At 37.0% G+C, this 17,355-nt stretch carries 16 protein-coding genes; 11 read left to right on the top strand and 5 right to left on the bottom strand.

What is annotated here, in order from left to right; translation table 11 throughout:
• Positions 1 to 2 precede the first annotated feature (2 nt).
• The gene (gene gyrA / locus I580_RS12465) at positions 3 to 2,522 is read left to right on the top strand and encodes a DNA gyrase subunit A (protein ID WP_010770275.1); all 2,520 of its coding nucleotides are present in this window, start codon (positions 3 to 5) and stop codon (positions 2,520 to 2,522) included.
• A gap of 146 nt (positions 2,523 to 2,668) precedes the next feature.
• Positions 2,669 to 3,100: a hypothetical protein gene (locus tag I580_RS12460; protein WP_010770276.1), complete on the top strand. Its 432-nt coding sequence runs from the start codon at positions 2,669 to 2,671 to the stop codon at positions 3,098 to 3,100.
• Between the two features lie 263 nt (positions 3,101 to 3,363).
• On the opposite strand, the gene I580_RS12455 is transcribed toward I580_RS12460, so the two are convergent.
• From I580_RS12455 to I580_RS17470, 3 genes are all read right to left on the bottom strand, one after another.
• Positions 3,364 to 3,771, bottom strand: a complete 408-nt coding sequence (locus I580_RS12455) for a PaaI family thioesterase (RefSeq protein WP_010770277.1) — start codon at positions 3,769 to 3,771, stop codon at positions 3,364 to 3,366.
• Positions 3,772 to 3,807: 36 nt separating this feature from the next.
• Positions 3,808 to 4,242, bottom strand: a complete 435-nt coding sequence (locus I580_RS16990) for a hypothetical protein (RefSeq protein ID WP_010770278.1) — start codon at positions 4,240 to 4,242, stop codon at positions 3,808 to 3,810.
• Positions 4,243 to 4,361: 119 nt separating this feature from the next.
• Complete coding sequence (locus I580_RS17470; RefSeq protein ID WP_071865825.1) at positions 4,362 to 4,595, bottom strand: SDR family oxidoreductase; 234 nt, start codon at positions 4,593 to 4,595, stop codon at positions 4,362 to 4,364.
• Positions 4,596 to 4,790: 195 nt separating this feature from the next.
• On the opposite strand from I580_RS17470, the gene I580_RS12445 reads away from it, so the two are divergent.
• Both I580_RS12445 and I580_RS12440 read left to right on the top strand, forming a co-directional pair.
• On the top strand, positions 4,791 to 5,174 hold the full coding sequence (locus I580_RS12445; RefSeq protein WP_010770279.1) for a YccF domain-containing protein: 384 nt from the start codon (positions 4,791 to 4,793) through the stop codon (positions 5,172 to 5,174).
• Positions 5,175 to 5,461: 287 nt separating this feature from the next.
• The gene (locus tag I580_RS12440; protein ID WP_010770280.1) at positions 5,462 to 6,979 is read left to right on the top strand and encodes a zinc ABC transporter substrate-binding protein AdcA; all 1,518 of its coding nucleotides are present in this window, start codon (positions 5,462 to 5,464) and stop codon (positions 6,977 to 6,979) included.
• Positions 6,980 to 7,022: 43 nt separating this feature from the next.
• On the opposite strand, the gene I580_RS12435 is transcribed toward I580_RS12440, so the two are convergent.
• The gene (locus tag I580_RS12435; RefSeq protein ID WP_010770281.1) at positions 7,023 to 7,568 is read right to left on the bottom strand and encodes a TetR/AcrR family transcriptional regulator; all 546 of its coding nucleotides are present in this window, start codon (positions 7,566 to 7,568) and stop codon (positions 7,023 to 7,025) included.
• 145 nt (positions 7,569 to 7,713) lie between these two features.
• Here I580_RS12435 and I580_RS12430 point away from each other — a divergent pair, with 145 nt between their 5' ends.
• A complete protein-coding gene (locus I580_RS12430) occupies positions 7,714 to 8,646 on the top strand; it encodes an alpha/beta hydrolase (protein WP_010770282.1) in 933 nt (310 codons plus the stop codon).
• A gap of 158 nt (positions 8,647 to 8,804) precedes the next feature.
• Here I580_RS12430 and I580_RS12425 read toward each other — a convergent pair whose 3' ends face one another.
• Entirely contained in the window at positions 8,805 to 9,059 is a 255-nt protein-coding gene (locus I580_RS12425; RefSeq protein ID WP_143141671.1) for a hypothetical protein, read from the bottom strand.
• Positions 9,060 to 9,994: 935 nt separating this feature from the next.
• On the opposite strand from I580_RS12425, the gene menB reads away from it, so the two are divergent.
• The 6 genes from menB to menC are packed head-to-tail and all read left to right on the top strand — an operon-like array spanning position 9,995 to position 17,343.
• The gene (menB, locus tag I580_RS12420) at positions 9,995 to 10,810 is read left to right on the top strand and encodes a 1,4-dihydroxy-2-naphthoyl-CoA synthase (RefSeq protein WP_010770283.1); all 816 of its coding nucleotides are present in this window, start codon (positions 9,995 to 9,997) and stop codon (positions 10,808 to 10,810) included.
• Between the two features lie 18 nt (positions 10,811 to 10,828).
• The gene (locus tag I580_RS12415) at positions 10,829 to 12,298 is read left to right on the top strand and encodes an o-succinylbenzoate--CoA ligase (RefSeq protein WP_010770284.1); all 1,470 of its coding nucleotides are present in this window, start codon (positions 10,829 to 10,831) and stop codon (positions 12,296 to 12,298) included.
• Complete coding sequence (locus tag I580_RS12410) at positions 12,295 to 13,677, top strand: isochorismate synthase (protein ID WP_010770285.1); 1,383 nt, start codon at positions 12,295 to 12,297, stop codon at positions 13,675 to 13,677. Before I580_RS12415 ends, I580_RS12410 begins: the two co-directional genes overlap by 4 nt.
• Positions 13,661 to 15,385: a 2-succinyl-5-enolpyruvyl-6-hydroxy-3-cyclohexene-1-carboxylic-acid synthase gene (gene menD, locus I580_RS12405; protein ID WP_010770286.1), complete on the top strand. Its 1,725-nt coding sequence runs from the start codon at positions 13,661 to 13,663 to the stop codon at positions 15,383 to 15,385. Before I580_RS12410 ends, menD begins: the two co-directional genes overlap by 17 nt.
• Positions 15,382 to 16,212, top strand: a complete 831-nt coding sequence (gene menH, locus I580_RS12400; protein ID WP_010770287.1) for a 2-succinyl-6-hydroxy-2,4-cyclohexadiene-1-carboxylate synthase — start codon at positions 15,382 to 15,384, stop codon at positions 16,210 to 16,212. The genes menD and menH overlap by 4 nt, the downstream gene beginning before the upstream one ends.
• Before the next feature lie 21 nt (positions 16,213 to 16,233).
• The gene (gene menC, locus I580_RS12395; RefSeq protein WP_010770288.1) at positions 16,234 to 17,343 is read left to right on the top strand and encodes an o-succinylbenzoate synthase; all 1,110 of its coding nucleotides are present in this window, start codon (positions 16,234 to 16,236) and stop codon (positions 17,341 to 17,343) included.
• The last annotated feature ends 12 nt before the right edge of the window (positions 17,344 to 17,355 follow it).

The following is a 17,355-nucleotide window of genomic DNA, read 5'->3' as shown; positions in this document are numbered from 1 at the left end:
TCATGAGTGAAGAAATGAAAGAGAACATTCAAGACGTTAATCTGACCAGTGAAATGAAAGAATCCTTCATTGATTATGCGATGAGCGTTATTGTGGCGCGTGCGTTGCCAGATGTTCGTGATGGGTTAAAACCAGTTCATCGTCGTATTTTATATGGGATGAATGAACTAGGTGTAACACCTGACAAACCACATAAGAAATCAGCCCGTGTCGTTGGGGACGTAATGGGTAAGTATCACCCACATGGAGACTCGTCAATTTATGAAGCAATGGTTCGTATGGCGCAACCATTTAGCTACCGTAGCATGCTAGTTGATGGACACGGAAACTTCGGTTCTGTCGATGGTGATGGAGCAGCTGCAATGCGTTATACCGAAGCGAGAATGAGTAAGATTGCTTTGGAAATGCTACGTGATATTAATAAAAATACTGTCGATTTTCACGGGAACTATGATGATTCAGAACAAGAACCAGATGTTTTACCCGCACGTTTCCCTAACCTGTTAGTCAATGGAACAACAGGAATCGCTGTTGGGATGGCAACAAATATTCCACCGCATAACTTGGCGGAAGTGATTGAAGCAACTAGCTTGCTGATGGAAAATCCTGATGTTACAACGAATGAATTGATGGAAGTATTACCTGGTCCTGACTTTCCAACAGGTGGTTTGGTCATGGGTAAATCTGGTATTCGTCGGGCTTATGAAACAGGACGTGGATCGATCACTGTTCGTGCGAAAGTAGATATCACAGAAATGCCAAATGGAAAAGAACGTATCTTAGTTTCTGAATTACCATACATGGTCAACAAAGCGAAATTGATCGAACGAATTTCAGAATTGCACCGTGAAAAACGGATTGAAGGAATCACGGATTTACGTGATGAATCTTCTCGTGAGGGGATGCGGATTGTAATTGATGTTCGTCGTGATGTGAGTGCTTCTGTTATTTTGAATAATTTATATAAAATGACAGCTTTGCAAACTTCTTTTGGTTTTAATATGTTAGCGATTGAAAAAGGCGTTCCAAAAATTTTAAGTTTAAAAGAAATTCTTGAAAATTATGTGGAACATCAAAAAGAAGTTATTACGCGTCGTACTGAATTCGATAAGAAAAAAGCTGAAGCTCGTGCTCATATTTTAGAAGGGTTACGGATTGCTTTAGACCACATCGATGAGATCATTGCAATCATCCGTGGTTCGAACTCAGATGATGAAGCGAAATCTTCATTGATCGAACGTTTTGAATTTTCAGATCGTCAAGCTCAAGCGATTTTAGACATGCGTCTTCGTCGTTTAACTGGTTTGGAACGAGATAAAATTGAGAACGAATACCAAGAGTTATTGAAATTTATTGCTGATTTAAATGATATCTTAGCTCGTCCAGAACGTGTTATTGAGATCATTAAAACGGAATTAGGTGATATTCGTGACAAATATGGCGATGCTCGTCGTACTGAATTATTAGTTGGTGAAGTTTTAAGTCTAGAAGATGAAGACTTGATCGAAGAAGCAGAAGTTGTTATTACACTAACAAATAATGGGTACATCAAACGCGTAGCAAATAGCGAATTTAGAGCACAACGCCGTGGTGGTCGTGGTGTGCAGGGAATGGGCGTTCATGATGATGACTTCGTGAAAAATCTTGTTTCTTGTTCAACTCATGATACGTTACTATTCTTTACAAATAACGGGAAAGTTTACCGTGCCAAAGGATATGAAATTCCTGAATACGGCAGGACAGCTAAAGGAATCCCTGTGATCAACATGTTAGGGATTGACTCTAGTGAGAAAATCCAAGCGATCATTGCTGTTGAAGGACAAGCAGAAGATGGACATTATCTATTCTTCACGACGCGTAAAGGTACCGTTAAACGTACCGCTGTTAAAGCATTCTCTAATATTAGAAGTAATGGTTTGATTGCAATCGGTCTAAAAGAAGATGATGAGCTAGTCAATGTTGTCTTAACAAATGGCGAACAAAACATGATTATCGGAACGCACAATGGTTATTCTGTGACATTTGCTGAAACGGCAGTACGTGATATGGGTCGTACAGCATCAGGTGTGCGTGGTATTCGTCTAAGAGAAGATGATTACGTCGTAGGAGCCTCTTTACTGGACGCTGACACGGAAGTACTGGTGTTGACGGAAAATGGTTACGGTAAGCGAACAAAAGCCTCTGAGTACCCTGTGAAGGGCCGTGGTGGTAAAGGAATCAAGACTGCGAACATTACAGCGAAAAATGGTCCATTAGCAGGACTTACGACAGTTCGTGGTGATGAAGATATTTTAGTGATCACCAATAAAGGTGTCATTATCCGTTTCAACGTAGATTCTGTATCTCAAACAGGACGCGCAACCTTGGGTGTTCGTTTGATGAGAATGGAAGAAGATGCAAAAGTGGTGACGATGGCAGTTGTAGAGCCTGAGCCAGAAGAAGTTATTGAAGAAGTTGAAGGTGTGGATGTCGTTACAGAGACTGAAATTGAAGCACCAGAAGCAGATAAAACAGAAGAATAAATAAAAAAGAACATTTCGGCAGAGTGCTGAAGTGTTCTTTTTTATTTTAAATCTGTATATTGCAAAAAAATATAATATCGTTTTTGTTTTGTTTTGAAAAAAATATGATTATAATAAAGGGTAATAAGAAGTGAGAGGTAAATAATATGACACAAGAGAAATTATTACTATCTAAAACTTTTTCAAAACAATTAAATATTGGTACGGCATTATCAAACTTTCTTGAAAATATATTAGAAATATTTGGAGGAACAACAACTATTTATGAACGAAGACCGATTACTTTTTCAGAGTATCTATATGTTGAAATGATCACTTTTTCAAATGGTTTTCAAATCAGAACGAGTTTAAAAAGAAATCCAGAAACGTTTGAAATCGAGGCATTTGCCTACTCTGAACCAAACCATGTTTATTTATCCAATTTGACATCGGAAGAATTAAATTTAATGTATTTACTTGTAAAAAAAGAAAGAGAAAAAATAATGAATCAAAAATATTCAGAAGTGGATCAACGGCAATTAGAAGTAATGTCCACGTTGTTAATGAATCTAAAAGTTATCACAGGAGAAATCATCTAGCTGAAGGTCAATATTATTTTGAAGAAAAGTATGACTTGTGGCAAGTTGATCTCTGATAAGAGCATCTAGTTATTTATTTTTGAATCCATCCTAAAAAGCGTATCAACCAAATTAGGAGCAATAAAATATGGCAGCTCAAAATGAGAAGATAAAAACGTGAAATGACGTTTAGCCACATTGAAAGAAGAGCATAAACTAGTATTAGTAAAGGTAATTTTTTTAAGAGTAAAAGCGGGTGTAAGACAAAAGTAATGGTTTACACCCTACTGTTTACTAAAAGGGGGAGTAGAAGCACCCTCGTTATTTTTTATTTTTCGGCTTACCAAAGTACAGCGACCAACGGCAATCATTTCGCCAATCTCATTAAAAATTTTCCCTTCCCAAACTTGAATTGATTGACCAATACGGTCTGGTGTTGCTACTGTTGTTAAAATCCCATTAGGAACCCCTTTGAGATGATTGATTTGAAGATCAATACCAACTGCATAGGAACTCTTGTCCAACTGTTCATTGGCGCCTAAACTACAAGCTGTTTCAATTAAAATCCCGTTCATTCCTCCATGTAAAATCCCATAAGGCTGTTTGTGAAAATCTTCTATTTTCATTGTTAACACAACTTTTGATTTTGATAGCTCAGTAGTTTCAATGTTCAAATAGTCTAATAAATGCATAGAAATCAAACCTCTCCTTCTCCAAAAAAATTATTGCTAGATCGAATTTAGAAAAGCGATCACTTTATCTAGATTCAACTCATGATACTTTAAAGAAGCAAAGTAGAATGCTTTTTCTTTTGGGTAATCTTTTAAGTCAAACTGCTTTTGCAGTTCTGGCACATAAATAATGGCATCTGCTTCTGGAGCAATAAGGCCGATATCTGCGATAGAATCGTCTAAAACGGCGAGCCAGTGGCTATTTTTCTTTTCGAGTGCGTGGTTTAGCTTCGTTACTAATTTATTTTGTTTGAACATGCCTAGAACGTTTCCATCTGGAAGTGCTCTTTTTCCAAGCATCGGTGTACTTTGATAGACAAATCCATACTGATGATTATACATGTTATAAGTGAAAGAAAAAAGTTTCAGATTTTTTAATAAGTTAGATTCGACACTTTCATCAATCAACTGACCAAACCCATCGTCTATCATCAGATGCTAGAAAGGCCACAATATCAGCTACATCTTCTGGTTCTCCCCATCGGTTCGGTTGAAAACAGATAAACTAGCAGCATATTTTCGTCCCTGTGAAGTTTATAAAGTGTCAGGATTTATTTCGGTATTAATACAGCATTGACTCTAATATTGCAAGGACCTAACTGTGTAGCAAATAGGAAAGTAAATGTATCGATTGCACCTTTTGATATGCTATAAGTAAAAACATTTGGGGAAGCGGAACATGTCACAAAAGAGGAAAGATTGATGATTCGTCCTCCATCATTCAAGTGTGAGGAAGATTCTTGGGTAACAAAAAAGACGCTTTGACATTTAATACCATCAAACATCTCCTGTTGTTCATGATTTTTATTAAATTTTATTATTCAATAATGCTGTTTTATCAGTAATTACCAGTAGGCTTTTCAAAAAAAACAGATAATTTTGTTTGAAGGAGAAAATTTATGCAATAAGTAAAGTATTTGTTTATCTTTTATAGTATAATCTACTTTTATAAGTTTAAGCAGAAAGTAGAGGATTTAGAGATGGGTTGTCTAGGAAATATTATTTGGTTTATTTTTGGTGGTTTTTTTGGTGGATTGACTTGGCTTTTAGCAGGAATTCTGTGGTGTATTACGATCGTTGGAATTCCGATTGGATTGCAATGTTTTAAGCTTGCAGGGTTGAGCTTTTGGCCATTTGGAAAAAGAGTTGTGTATAGCACGAGTACGACCTCGTTTTTAGTGAATATCCTTTGGTTGGTTTTCAGTGGATTTTGGTTGGCAGTAGGACATTGTGTCAGCGGAATTATTTTATGTGTAACGGTCATCGGAATACCATTTGGGATGCAGTCGTTTAAATTGGCTAAATTGGCACTGATGCCGTTTGGTGCACAAGTCGTTCCTACGAACAGTATTTATATGGAATAAGAATAGAAAATAGAGAGTGTGGGATAATAATCAGATTTTTTCTGACTATTGTCCTACGCTCTTTATTTTGGCTGTATACTTTCTTAGTTTCTTTTCGTCTCTTGACAACGATAAAAAAAGTTGTTATATTCTCATGTGGTTAAAACGTAATCATTACGTTTTATCGGATGCGAATCGGAAAGGAGCGATCTGATGAACAATTAGCTCTTATACAATAATGTGTTTTTCACATTAGCAATTCTCTAAGAGACACTGGATCATAAATAAAACGATTGAGGAGATCAGAAATGAAAAAGAAGTTACGACTTATTATCGTAGGGCTATTTTTACTAGGAATTATTTTAACAGCTTGTACCAACCCAAAAGCGGAGACAAAAGAGAAGAAAGGTCAAAAACAATTAACGATTGTCACTTCTTTTTATCCGATGTATGAATTTACTAGAAATATCGTTGGTGACGTTGGTGAGGTAACGTTAATGGTTCCAGCAGGAACAGAAGCACATGATTATGAGCCTTCTGCAAAGGACATTGCCAAATTACAAGATGCAGATGCCTTTGTTTATAATAGTGAATACATGGAAACTTGGGTGCCTAAGATGGAAAAATCATTAAAGAATGTGACGAGTATCAAGGCAAGTGGAGGGATGATTCTTTTACCTGGGAGTGACGATCACGATCATTCAGCAGAGGAAAACAATGACGGGCATTCTCATGACTATGATCCTCATGTATGGTTAAGTCCATTTCGAGCAATCAAAGAAGTTGAAACAATCAGAGATGAATTGAGTAAACATTTCCCAGAGCAAAAAACGACATTTACTAAAAATGCGGCAGATTATATCGAACAATTAACGAATCTTAATGCACTATATGAGGAAAAGTTGACGAATGCCAAACAAAAGAATTTTATTACCCAACATACAGCTTTTTCATACCTAGCTTTGGATTATAATTTAAAACAAATACCCATTGCAGGAATTTCTCCCGATCAAGAACCGCAACCTTCACGGATTGCAGAACTGAAAAAATTAGTTGAAGAAACAGGAATCAACTATATCTATTTTGAAGAAAATGCAAATGACCGAGTAGCGAAAACCTTAGCAAACGAGACAGGTGTTGAATTACTTGTATTAAATCCGTTAGAAGGTCTTACAAATGAGGATATGAAAGCAGGCAAAACGTATATTAGTGTGATGCAAGAGAATTTAGAAGCACTGATAAAATCAACAGAAGTTACGCCTAAAAAAGAATTAACTGAAGCTACTGTAAACAAGACGGTTTCAAATGGTTATTTTGATGATAAAGAGGTTAAAGATCGTAATCTTTCTGATTATACTGGTGAGTGGCAATCAGTGTTTCCTTATTTAGAAGAGGGCATGTTTGACCAAGTATTTGATTATAAAGAAAAACGAACGAAAAAAATGACGGCAGAAGAATACAAAGACTATTATCAGAAAGGATATCAAACAGACGTAGATCGAATTGATATCAGTAAGGATACCATGACTTTTATAGTAGGGGATAAAGAGTACTCGTCGAAATATAAATACGTAGGAAAAGAAATCTTAACTTATAAAGCAGGCAATCGTGGAGTTCGCTATTTATTTGAAACCACAGAAGATACGCCGTATAAATATGTTCAATTTTCAGATCATGGAATCGCCCCTTCAAAAGCAGCACATTTTCATATTTATTTTGGGGATGAAAGTCAGCAAAAATTATTGGAAGAAATGGATAATTGGCCTACGTACTATCCTGTTGGTATGACTGGATTTGATATTGCACAAGAGATGCTGGCACATTGATACTAATATAAATCGTTAATGATTGTCCCATTTTTATTTTTGATTATATATTTCTTTGAACAAGTTTTCCGACTTGTTTAGCTACAAGTGCTGTATCGCCATTGATCTCTTCTAGAACAAAGGATTCAATGATCCCCATCACAGCAATTCCCAAAAATTTTAAGAGAATTTCTTGATCGATCGTTCTGTTGCTATCAGATAGTGGGTAGATTTTTTTCTTTAGTTCTCCCATCGTAAAATCTAGTAACTTTTTTCGAAATGAAAGTGTACTGTTACTTTTAAACAGCGCTTGAAAAAAATCTTTACGTGCATCAAAATAGTTAAACCAGATAATTGTTCCTTCTACCAATTCTTTTTCTTGTTTTTGATCACAAATTATCCGTAACTCAGATAAGTGCTCATCGACAAGTTGTTCTAAAAGATCATATTTATCTAGATAGTGCAGGTAAAAGGTTTTTCTAGCAATATCTGCTTGTTCAGCAATGTCTTTTATTGTTATTTCGTCAAAGCCACGTTCCATTAATAAGTTTACAAAGGCTGTCCGAATCGCTTGTTTTGATTTTAGAATTCTTCGATCGATTTTACTCATATTCTTTCTCCTAGACTACACATTTTTGAACAAGTGTGTAGTAAGTCTCATTTTTCTTTTTTTGGTTATTGAAAAGTATTTTTCTGCATTTTATTATACTAGAGTGTAATAATTCTCTCAAGAGAAAAATAAAGGTGGTATTATGATGAATGTAGAAAAACAAACGGTAAAATTTGATGCAAAAGGATTAAAGGTCGCGGGTATTTTAAATATCCCTGATGGATTAGATACAAGCAAGAAATATCCTGCTATTGTGTGTGTCCATCCTGGCAGTAGTTGTAAAAACCAAACTGCTGGTATTTATGCTGAAAAACTAGCAGCATTAGGCTATGTCACGCTGGTTTTTGATGCTTCTTATCAAGGAGAAAGTGAAGGAGAACCGCGTTTTATTGAAGAACCAGCAGCAAGAGTCGAAGATATTCGCTGTGCAGTTGATTATTTAACAACAATTGATTATGTGGATGTCGATCGGATTGGTGTTTTAGGTGTTTGTGCTGGTGGAGGTTACGCAGTCAACGCAGCAATGACCGAACGTCGGATCAAAGCAGTTGGAACTGTTGTAGGTGCAAATATTGGTCGTGTCAATCGTGAAAGTCATGGCGATACAGTTGGCGTAATCAAGGCATTAGAAGCGATTGGGCAACAACGGACTGTGGAAGCAAGAGGCGAAAATCCTTTGATTGCGAATTGGATTCCTAAGAATCAAGAAGAAAGAGAAGCTGCTGGAATCACAGATATTGATATAATTGAAGCAGTGGACTATTATACGACACCTCGTGGCCAACATCCTTGTTCTCCAAATAAAGTGAGATATACTAGTTTTGGTTCAGTAATTGGGTTTGATGCGTTTCATCTTGTAGAAGAATTACTGACACAACCACTGCAAATTATTGTTGGTAGTGTACAAGGTGCATTTGGCTCGAATCGAGATGGACACGAGTTGTTTGCTCGTGCAGCTTCTGAGAAGAAGGATTTGTATGTGATCGAAGGTGCTAGTCATTATGATTTGTATGATCAGGAAGAACCAGTTGGTTTGGCAGTGGAGAGGTTAGAGGCTTTTTATCGGGAGAATCTTTAATTTAGAGAGGAGTAATCCAAGTAATCAAGAACTCGCTTTATTCCTTTTTTTGATGAAATACGTTTAAGCTAAGCACTTTACGACATGAACTTAGAAGAGAACTGTATGTAATATATTGTGATATGATTTGAAAGATTGTTTATAGCTAAGGGAAGTATCTATCTGTAAAATAAAACTGTCTGATGTAACTTCATTGTTGTATCAGACAGTTTTTCTGAAGAAAAAAGTAACCATAAACGAAAGTACTGTAAATTCCATAAAGTAATAGCATCGATATCAGAAGATTCATTAAAAGTTTTAAATTCACAAATAATAAAGTTAGGAATCCAGATTCCATCATTGACCATGGTGATAAATGTTAAGGAACGTCTTACGACTGGGGGCTCGTGGGATGTTCCTTTTTCTAAGTTCAATTTCGCCACTCTCTAAACCGTCTATCATTCTAAAATCTTCATATTTGTGTATAATAGAGGCATTGAAAACTAATCTAGCTGTACAAGCCAGTCTCTTGGAAAAAAGATGAAATCTGTCTGTGACAAAGAACGTCACAATCATATTTCCCTATTTTTCAGTCGAGACTAAACGGGCTTGTTCCGCTTTTCTGTCATCTAGCTGCACAAGCCAGTCTCTCGGAAAAAAGATGAAATCTGTCTGTGACAAAGAACGTCACAATCATATTTCCCTATTTTTCAGTCGAGACTAAACGAGCTTGTTCCGCTTTTCTGTCATCTAGCTGTACAAGCCAGTCTCTCGGAAAAAAGATGAAATCTGCCAGTGACAAAGAGTGTCACAATCATATTTCCCTATTTTTCAGTCGAGACTAAACGAGCTTGTTCCGCTTTTCTGTCATCTAGCTGTACAAGCCAGTCTCTCGGAAAAAAGATGAAATCTGTCTGTGACAAAGAACGTCACAATCATATTTCCCTATTTTTCAGTCGAGACTAAACGAGCTTGTTCCGCTTTTCTGTCATCTAGCTGTACAAGCCAGTCTCTCGGAAAAAAGATGAAATCTGTCTGTGACAAAGAACGTCACAATCATATTTCCCTATTTTTCAGTCGAGACTAAACGAGCTTGTTCCGCTTTTCTGTCATCTAGCTGTACAAGCCAGTCTCTCGGAAAAAAGATGAAATCTGCCAGTGACAAAGAGTGTCACAATCATATTTCCCTATTTTTCAGTCGAGACTAAACGGGCTTGTTCCGCTTTTCTGTCATCTAGCTGTACAAGCTAGCTCTTCGGAAAAAAGATAAATTATGAATAAGGCAAAAAGCACCTTAGTCTTAATTTCCTATTTTTCTGTCAGAGCTAAGCAGCTTGTTCCGCTTTTAAAATTATAAGGAGGTTTCCTCATGAGAAACTGGACAACGATCAAAGAATACGATGAAATTTTATTTGAACAAGAAGGTAAAGTGGCAAAAATCACTATCAATCGACCTCAAGTGCATAATGCCTTTACCCCAAAAACGGTCATGGAAATGATCGATGCGTTTAACATCAGCCGTGATAAACAAGATGTAGGTGTCATTATTTTGACAGGTGCAGGAGACAAAGCCTTTTGTTCTGGTGGAGATCAAAAAGTTCGTGGTCACGGTGGTTATGTAGGAGAAGATAGTGTTCCTCGTTTGAATGTATTAGACTTACAGCGTTTGATTCGAGTGATTCCAAAACCTGTTATTGCAATGGTCAAAGGGTATTCGATCGGTGGGGGAAATGTCCTTCAACTTGTTTGTGATTTAACGATTGCAGCAGACAATGCTAAATTTGGTCAGACTGGGCCAAATGTAGGAAGCTTTGATGGTGGCTATGGTTCTGGTTATTTAGCTCGTGTAGTTGGTCATAAAAAAGCCAAAGAAGTGTGGTTCTTATGTAAACAATATTCAGCTGAAGAAGCGTTGGATATGGGGTGGATCAATACTGTCGTGCCTTTAGCTGAAGTTGAAGATGTAACGATGGAATGGGCCGAAGAAATGTTGAAGAAAAGTCCACTTGCTTTACGCATGATCAAAGCTTCTCTAAACGCTGATACAGACGGACTTGCTGGAATTCAACAATTAGCAGGAGATGCAACACTGCTTTATTACACAATGGATGAAGCCAAAGAAGGACGCGATTCATTTAAAGAAAAACGTGATCCTGATTTCGACCAATTCCCTAAATTTCCATAAAATAAAAGGGTGAATAACATGAGTAGTTGGCTGCAAAAACAAGTAAATGAAAGACCAGATCGTCCTGCTTTTTACTGGCAAGATGAAGTGTGGTCATTTGCTGAAGTTGGGCATGAAGTCAGGTGTTGGGTAACGGCATTTTCTAGGAAGATTCCTAGTGAAGAAAAACGAATTGCTCTATTTAGTCGTAATTCAAAAGAAATGTATTTTTCAATACTTGCTTTATGGGAATTAGGGAAAGAGCTGGTTTTGTTAAATACACAATTAAGCCTACAAGAACTTCGTTATCAATTAGCCGATGCCGAAGTAAATCAGATAGTGCTTGCTACTGAAAGCATGTCATTTCTGACTGAATTGGAATCTTTTACGTTAATTGAAATGATACAATCTGAAATAAATGACTCATTAGTGGATGAAATAACGTCTGTCTATCAACTTGAAACAACAGCTTCGATAATGTACACATCTGGTACGACAGGAAATCCTAAAGGCGTCCTACAATGTTTTAGTAATCATCTAGCTAGTGCTTTAGCGACACAAGAAAACATGGAGATTACGGAAGAAGATTGTTGGCTGTGTCCAGTTCCATTATTTCATATTAGTGGGCTGTCGATCATCATACGTCAATTGGTATTGGGATGTAGTTTTCGTTTATATAGTAAATTTGATGCAAAAACTGTAACGGATGATCTAGCAAAAAATAAAGGAACCGTTATTTCCGTTGTAGCAATCATGTTACAAGAATTATTGGAAAACTATCCTGAAACAGGTTACAGCTCAAACTTTAAAGCAATGTTGCTTGGCGGTGGACCCATTTCGCCTAAAGCATTAAAAACATGTGAATGCTATGGTATTCCTGTGATTCAATCATATGGAATGACGGAAACTTGTTCACAAGTAGTGGCTTTAAGGTTTGAAGATGCTGCAAAAAAAATCGGTTCCGCAGGTAAACCGTTGATGGGAATGGCAATCAAAATCGTTGATAGTAACGAGAAACAACTAGAGTCTAATCACGTGGGTGAGATCCTACTAAAAGGGAAAAATGTCATTCGTCACTATTTAAATGGTGAACAATGGCAAACGGTAAAATGGACGGCAGATGGTTGGTTTAAAACAGGGGATATGGGATATCTAGATGAAGATGGGTATCTTTATTTAGTCAGCCGTTTAAGTGAGTTGATTATTTCAGGTGGGGAAAATATCTATCCCACAGAAATCGAGCACGTTTTACTAGAATTTCCTGGAGTAATAGAAGTTGCAGTTGTGGGTGAGCCAGATGAAAAATGGGGCGCGGTTCCAGTCGCGTATATTGTTGGTACACCAACGATCACAACTGAGACAATCAACTCCTTTGCTAAACAATATTTAGCAAAATACAAACTACCCAAACGAATTTATTTATGCCACTCTCTACCAAAAACAGCTAGTGGGAAATTAGCGAAACACCGCTTAACAACAATAGAAAGGGAGGCTTTTTTAAGCAAATGAGCATTCCTAAAGAATTAACGCAAGCCTTTGAAAATGGCTATCGACAATTTAGCTGGGTCAAAGAAATAAATGAAAATCCAGATTCTTTGCGTACTTCATTTGAGAAGGGACAAAAAAAATTTAAAGGCGAGCGTTTTTATTGGCAAACACCGGAAAAAAATTTTACATTGGTTGGTCTCGGTAAAGAAAGAGAATTAGTTTATGATCAAGCATCTTTTGAACAGGTTGATGCATTTATTTCAGAAGAAAAAGATAAAATTTATCAAAATACTTCTGTTACAGGAACAGGTGCTATTTTGTTTGGAGGTTTTGCTTTTGATAGCAAACAAACTGAACAAAACGATTGGGGACGTATGGAGCAAGGGCTGTTTTATTTGCCAACATTTCTACTGACTGAAGCCGAAGGAAAACAATATCTTTCGATGAATTTTAGTGCGGAAAATAAAGAAATATTACAGCAAAAATGGTTAAAACTCACAGAAGAATATGCCAACTTATTGAAAACGGATCTAACAGACAAGAAAGAGAGTACACAAATAACAGCAGAAGAAATCGCTGTATCTGAATGGATGGCGGTAGTGGATGATACAGTAGCAAAATTGCGCGAAGTGGGTCCGTTAGAAAAAGTTGTTTTAGCTAGACGAATGAAAGTCAAGAGTGAGCAACCATTCCAAGCAGACATCATCTTACAACATCTTCAACAACAACAGACGAATACGTACTTTTTTGTTCTTGAATCAGATGAACAAATCTTTATCGGTGCTACGCCAGAACGCTTATTGAAGGCTTCTACAAAGACATTTTCGACTGCAAGTATTGCTGGATCTGTTTCACGTGGAACAACAGTGATGGAAGACGAATCATTAGGGAACTACTTGCTAAATGATTTAAAAAATAAGCAGGAGCACAAAATCGTTGTCGATAGAATCATCAAGGAATTAGAACAAATGACAGGGACTTCAATTCAGGCTGAAACGCCACAATTATTAAAGAATCGGGATATTCAGCATTTATACTTACCAATTGAAGGACAACGACAAAAAGAGTATCGTTTCTTAAAAGGCATCCAGCAACTTCATCCAACACCAGCATTAGGTGGAGAACCAAAGGACTTAGCTTTGGCTTGGCTAAAAGAGCATGAACAGCTAGACCGAGGATTATATGGTGCACCGATTGGTTGGATTGCGATTAAAGAAGACGTAGGGGAATTTGCAGTTGGGATTCGTTCAGCAGTATTTTCTGGCAATATAGGCTACTTATATGCTGGTTGTGGGATCGTTAAAGATTCTCAAGCAGAACAAGAGAGAATCGAGACAAAAATCAAGTTTCAACCGATGTTAAGAGGAATAGGTGGGGAAGATCATGACAAATCAAAGTGATATGACGAATTATTTACAAACCTTTGTTGAAGGAATGATCAGCAGTGGGGTAGAACAAGCTGTGATAAGTCCAGGTTCTCGCTCCACACCACTTGCATTATTACTGCATCGACAAGAGAAAATAGAGACGTTTATTGAAGTGGATGAACGTTCAGCAGCTTTTTTTGCCTTGGGGTTGAGTAAAGCGAGTAGTAAGCCGGTTGTTTTATTGTGTACATCAGGAACGGCTGCAGCAAATTACTATCCAGCAATTTGTGAAGCATACGCTAGTCATATTCCATTGGTTATTTTGACTACTGATCGACCACATGAATTACGGCAAGTGGGTGCTCCACAAGCTATGGATCAATTTTATTTGTTCCAAAATCATGTTAAAGAATTCATAGAGATGGCGATTCCAGAAGGAACTAAAACGATGCTGGATTATGCTTATTGGCAAGGAATGCGTGCTACAGATACTGCCTGTCAAGTTCCCAGCGGTCCTATTCATTTGAACTTTCCGTTGCGAGAGCCATTATTACCAGACTTAAATCAATCATTGATCACTGAAAAAACAACTGAAGTTTTAGCTGGTAAAAAACAACTGTCAGAAGAACACTTGATCAAGTGTGTTGATGCTTGGCAAGGACGGAGAGGTGTTTTAGTTATAGGTGGGAGCCATACACCAACAGAAGCAGAAGTATTTATTAAATTAGCTGAAACCTTAAACTGGCCAATCATTAGTGATCCACTGGCAAATGTTACTGCATGTGGCAAAGAGAGTCCTTTGATCATGAGTTATGCTGATCTGTTTATCCAAGAAGTTGAGATGCTGCAACAGCCAGAAGTAATCGTTCGTTTTGGCATGTTACCGATTTCCAAGAACACGATGTTCTGGTTACAGTCTCTTGATGAAAGAACTGCTATCTACTTTGTTGATGAAACAGGCGAATGGCAAGATCAATTAAAACAAGCTCAGGTCGCTATTCAAGTAGAAGAACAATCTTTTGCTCAGTCAATTATAGATAAAGTTGCAATAAAAACCCTAGATTCCTGGAGCCAGCAATGGATTACATGGCAGGAAATAACAGAACAACAACTGAATGAACTTAGTGAGATGAAAGTACTGAACGAAACTTCTGCTAGTCTTCTTGTTCATAAAAAAATGGCGAAACATGGGCAGTTGTTTGTTTCAAATAGTAATGCGATTCGTTTTTTAGATCGTTTTTCTACAACGGAAACGAACCATTATCAGTTATTTGGTAATCGCGGAATCAATGGTATCGATGGCATTGTATCAACAGCCTTAGGCATGTGTGCCATCAATCCGGATCGGCAAAATGTTTTATTGATCGGTGATTTGGCGATGTATCATGATATGAACGGGTTACTAGTTGCAAAACGTTATGACTTGCCCTTAACGATTGTATTGCTGAACAATAATGGCGGTGGTATTTTCTCTTTTTTATCACAACGTCAGTTAGATGAGACAGATTTTGAACCAATTTTTGGAACACCGATCGATATAGACTTTTCTTTAGTTGCTCAGTTATATGATGCAAAATACGTAAAAGCTGAAAGTTTAGAACAATTAGGGACATTGTTGGAAACAACTCAGAGACAGCCAGAATTTCAAATCATTGAAGTGGTTGGTGATCGTCAGGAAAATGTCCAGTTATACGAAAAAGTAGTTGCAGGATTAAAAGAAAAGTTTGGTAAAAATAAATGAATACAACAATAAATGGTGTGAAATATTATTATGAGTGGTTTTCAGACTATGAAGTAAACCGACCAACATTGGTTTGTTTTCATGGGTTTACAGGTACTAGTCAGACATTTAAACCTGTTTTTCAAAAGGAAAGTGATTTCAATATTTTAGCGATTGATTTGATCGGTCATGGAAAAACAGATTGTTATGTTCATCCGTATCGCTATCAGATGACATGTTTGTGCCAAGATATTGCACTATTGACTGAACAGCTGGGGATTTTGGTATTTTCTTTATTAGGCTATTCAATGGGTGCTAGAGCGGCTTTAGGCTTTGCCTGTTTATTTCCTCAAAAGGTTCAACAATTGATCTTAGAAAGTGGTTCGCCTGGCTTAGAAAAGGAATCAGAGCGAATGATGCGTAAATACTCTGATGAGCATTTAGCTACTTTTATTATGAATCATCCTATTGAAGCTTTCGTTGAAAGATGGGAAAATTTACCACTTTTTGAGAGTCAAAAAAAACTACCATTAAAAGTCCAAAAGATACTTCGCAAAGAGCGGCTATCACAACAAAGTTTTGGCTTAGCGTGTAGCTTGTGGTATATGGGGACAGGGGTTCAACCAGATTTTTGGCAAGAGCTAGACAAGATTCAAGCATCTACGTTATTGATAGTTGGAGAATTGGATCTCAAATTTCAACAAATTGCTAAGAAAATGACAGAACAACAACCAAATGTTTCTATTGAAGTAGTTAGTAATGCAGGCCATTGTGTCCATATAGAAAAACCAGAGACATTTGAGCAACTTGTTGTAGCATTTGTATCAAGTTATTTGGAAAAAAGATGATACTTGGAGGAGGAACTGGAGTTGAAAATTCACCGTATTGATCGTTATCGTGTTCGACTTCCTTTAAGGATTCCTTTTGAAACAAGTTACGGTCGTTTAACAGAAAAAGCTTTTGATATTTTAGTGTTGACCGATGAACTGGGTAACCAAGGTATGGGTGAACTAGTTCCATTTGAACAGCCAGATTACATAGAAGAAACCATTGATACAGCTCGGGTAATTATTGAAAAACATTTAATTCCTTTATTGAAAAATACAAATATTCAACACCCTGAAGAAGTATCGGCTCTTTTTGATGAAGTAAAAGGCAATCAAATGGCTAAATCTAGCCTTGAAACAGCGATTTGGGACTTATTTGCTAAACGTAATAGAAAGAGCTTAAAAACATATTTTTATGACACTAGGGTACAGATTCCTGTTGGCATCAGTGTGGGTATACAGACTGATTTAACTAAATTATTGAATCAAATTACTCAGTATATAGCGTTAGGATATCAACGCATCAAATTGAAGATACGTCCAGGCTATGATCTAGAACCAATAGACGTGATCCGGAATAAATTTCCTGATATACCTCTTATGGTGGATGCTAACTCGGCGTATACCATTACGGATATTCCTCACTTGGTCCAATTAGATGCGTATAATTTAGCTATGATTGAACAACCCTTTGCAGCGAATGATTTTTTAGACCATGCACAATTACAAAAAGAGTTGAAAACAGACATTTGTCTGGATGAAAATATTCGGACGCTTAAAGATTGTGAGCTAGCATTTTCTTTGGGAAGTTGTCGGAGTATTAATTTGAAGATTCCTAGAGTAGGTGGCATCACAGAAGCCATGAAGATAGTTGATTTCTGTAAAGAAAGGGAATTACTGGTCTGGTTAGGCGGAATGTTTGAATCTGGTGTAGGTAGGGCCTTGAATTTACAGTTTGCTTCTCAAAAAATTTTCACTTTCCCAGGTGATATTTCTGCTTCTGACCGTTATTATCACGAAGATATCATTACAGAACCTTTCGAGATTCAAAATGGAGAAATCATTGTGCCAGACGGAGTGGGGATCGGTGTCTCTTTAGCTCAAGAAAAGTTATTGAAATATGGTGCTTTTGACACTTTATGGATAAAATAAAAAGAAGCGTAA

It is taken from the genome of Enterococcus caccae ATCC BAA-1240 (assembly GCF_000407145.1).
Classification (GTDB): domain Bacteria; phylum Bacillota; class Bacilli; order Lactobacillales; family Enterococcaceae; genus Enterococcus_L; species Enterococcus_L caccae.
The sequence above is the reverse complement of the archived record's forward strand: the minus strand, read 5'-3'. Positions and strand labels throughout refer to the sequence as shown.

What these genes read in the sequence shown, in the direction of transcription:
- gyrA (WP_010770275.1), top strand. Translation starts at nt 3, where the DNA reads ATGAGTGAAGAAATGAAAGAGAACATTCAAGACGTTAATCTGACCAGT.
- I580_RS12460 (WP_010770276.1), top strand. Translation starts at nt 2,669, where the DNA reads ATGACACAAGAGAAATTATTACTATCTAAAACTTTTTCAAAACAATTA.
- I580_RS12455 (WP_010770277.1), bottom strand. Translation starts at nt 3,771, where the DNA reads ATGCATTTATTAGACTATTTGAACATTGAAACTACTGAGCTATCAAAA.
- I580_RS16990 (WP_010770278.1), bottom strand. Translation starts at nt 4,242, where the DNA reads ATGATAGACGATGGGTTTGGTCAGTTGATTGATGAAAGTGTCGAATCT.
- I580_RS17470 (WP_071865825.1), bottom strand. Translation starts at nt 4,595, where the DNA reads ATGTTTGATGGTATTAAATGTCAAAGCGTCTTTTTTGTTACCCAAGAA.
- I580_RS12445 (WP_010770279.1), top strand. Translation starts at nt 4,791, where the DNA reads ATGGGTTGTCTAGGAAATATTATTTGGTTTATTTTTGGTGGTTTTTTT.
- I580_RS12440 (WP_010770280.1), top strand. Translation starts at nt 5,462, where the DNA reads ATGAAAAAGAAGTTACGACTTATTATCGTAGGGCTATTTTTACTAGGA.
- I580_RS12435 (WP_010770281.1), bottom strand. Translation starts at nt 7,568, where the DNA reads ATGAGTAAAATCGATCGAAGAATTCTAAAATCAAAACAAGCGATTCGG.
- I580_RS12430 (WP_010770282.1), top strand. Translation starts at nt 7,714, where the DNA reads ATGAATGTAGAAAAACAAACGGTAAAATTTGATGCAAAAGGATTAAAG.
- menB (WP_010770283.1), top strand. Translation starts at nt 9,995, where the DNA reads ATGAGAAACTGGACAACGATCAAAGAATACGATGAAATTTTATTTGAA.
- I580_RS12415 (WP_010770284.1), top strand. Translation starts at nt 10,829, where the DNA reads ATGAGTAGTTGGCTGCAAAAACAAGTAAATGAAAGACCAGATCGTCCT.
- I580_RS12410 (WP_010770285.1), top strand. Translation starts at nt 12,295, where the DNA reads ATGAGCATTCCTAAAGAATTAACGCAAGCCTTTGAAAATGGCTATCGA.
- menD (WP_010770286.1), top strand. Translation starts at nt 13,661, where the DNA reads ATGACAAATCAAAGTGATATGACGAATTATTTACAAACCTTTGTTGAA.
- menH (WP_010770287.1), top strand. Translation starts at nt 15,382, where the DNA reads ATGAATACAACAATAAATGGTGTGAAATATTATTATGAGTGGTTTTCA.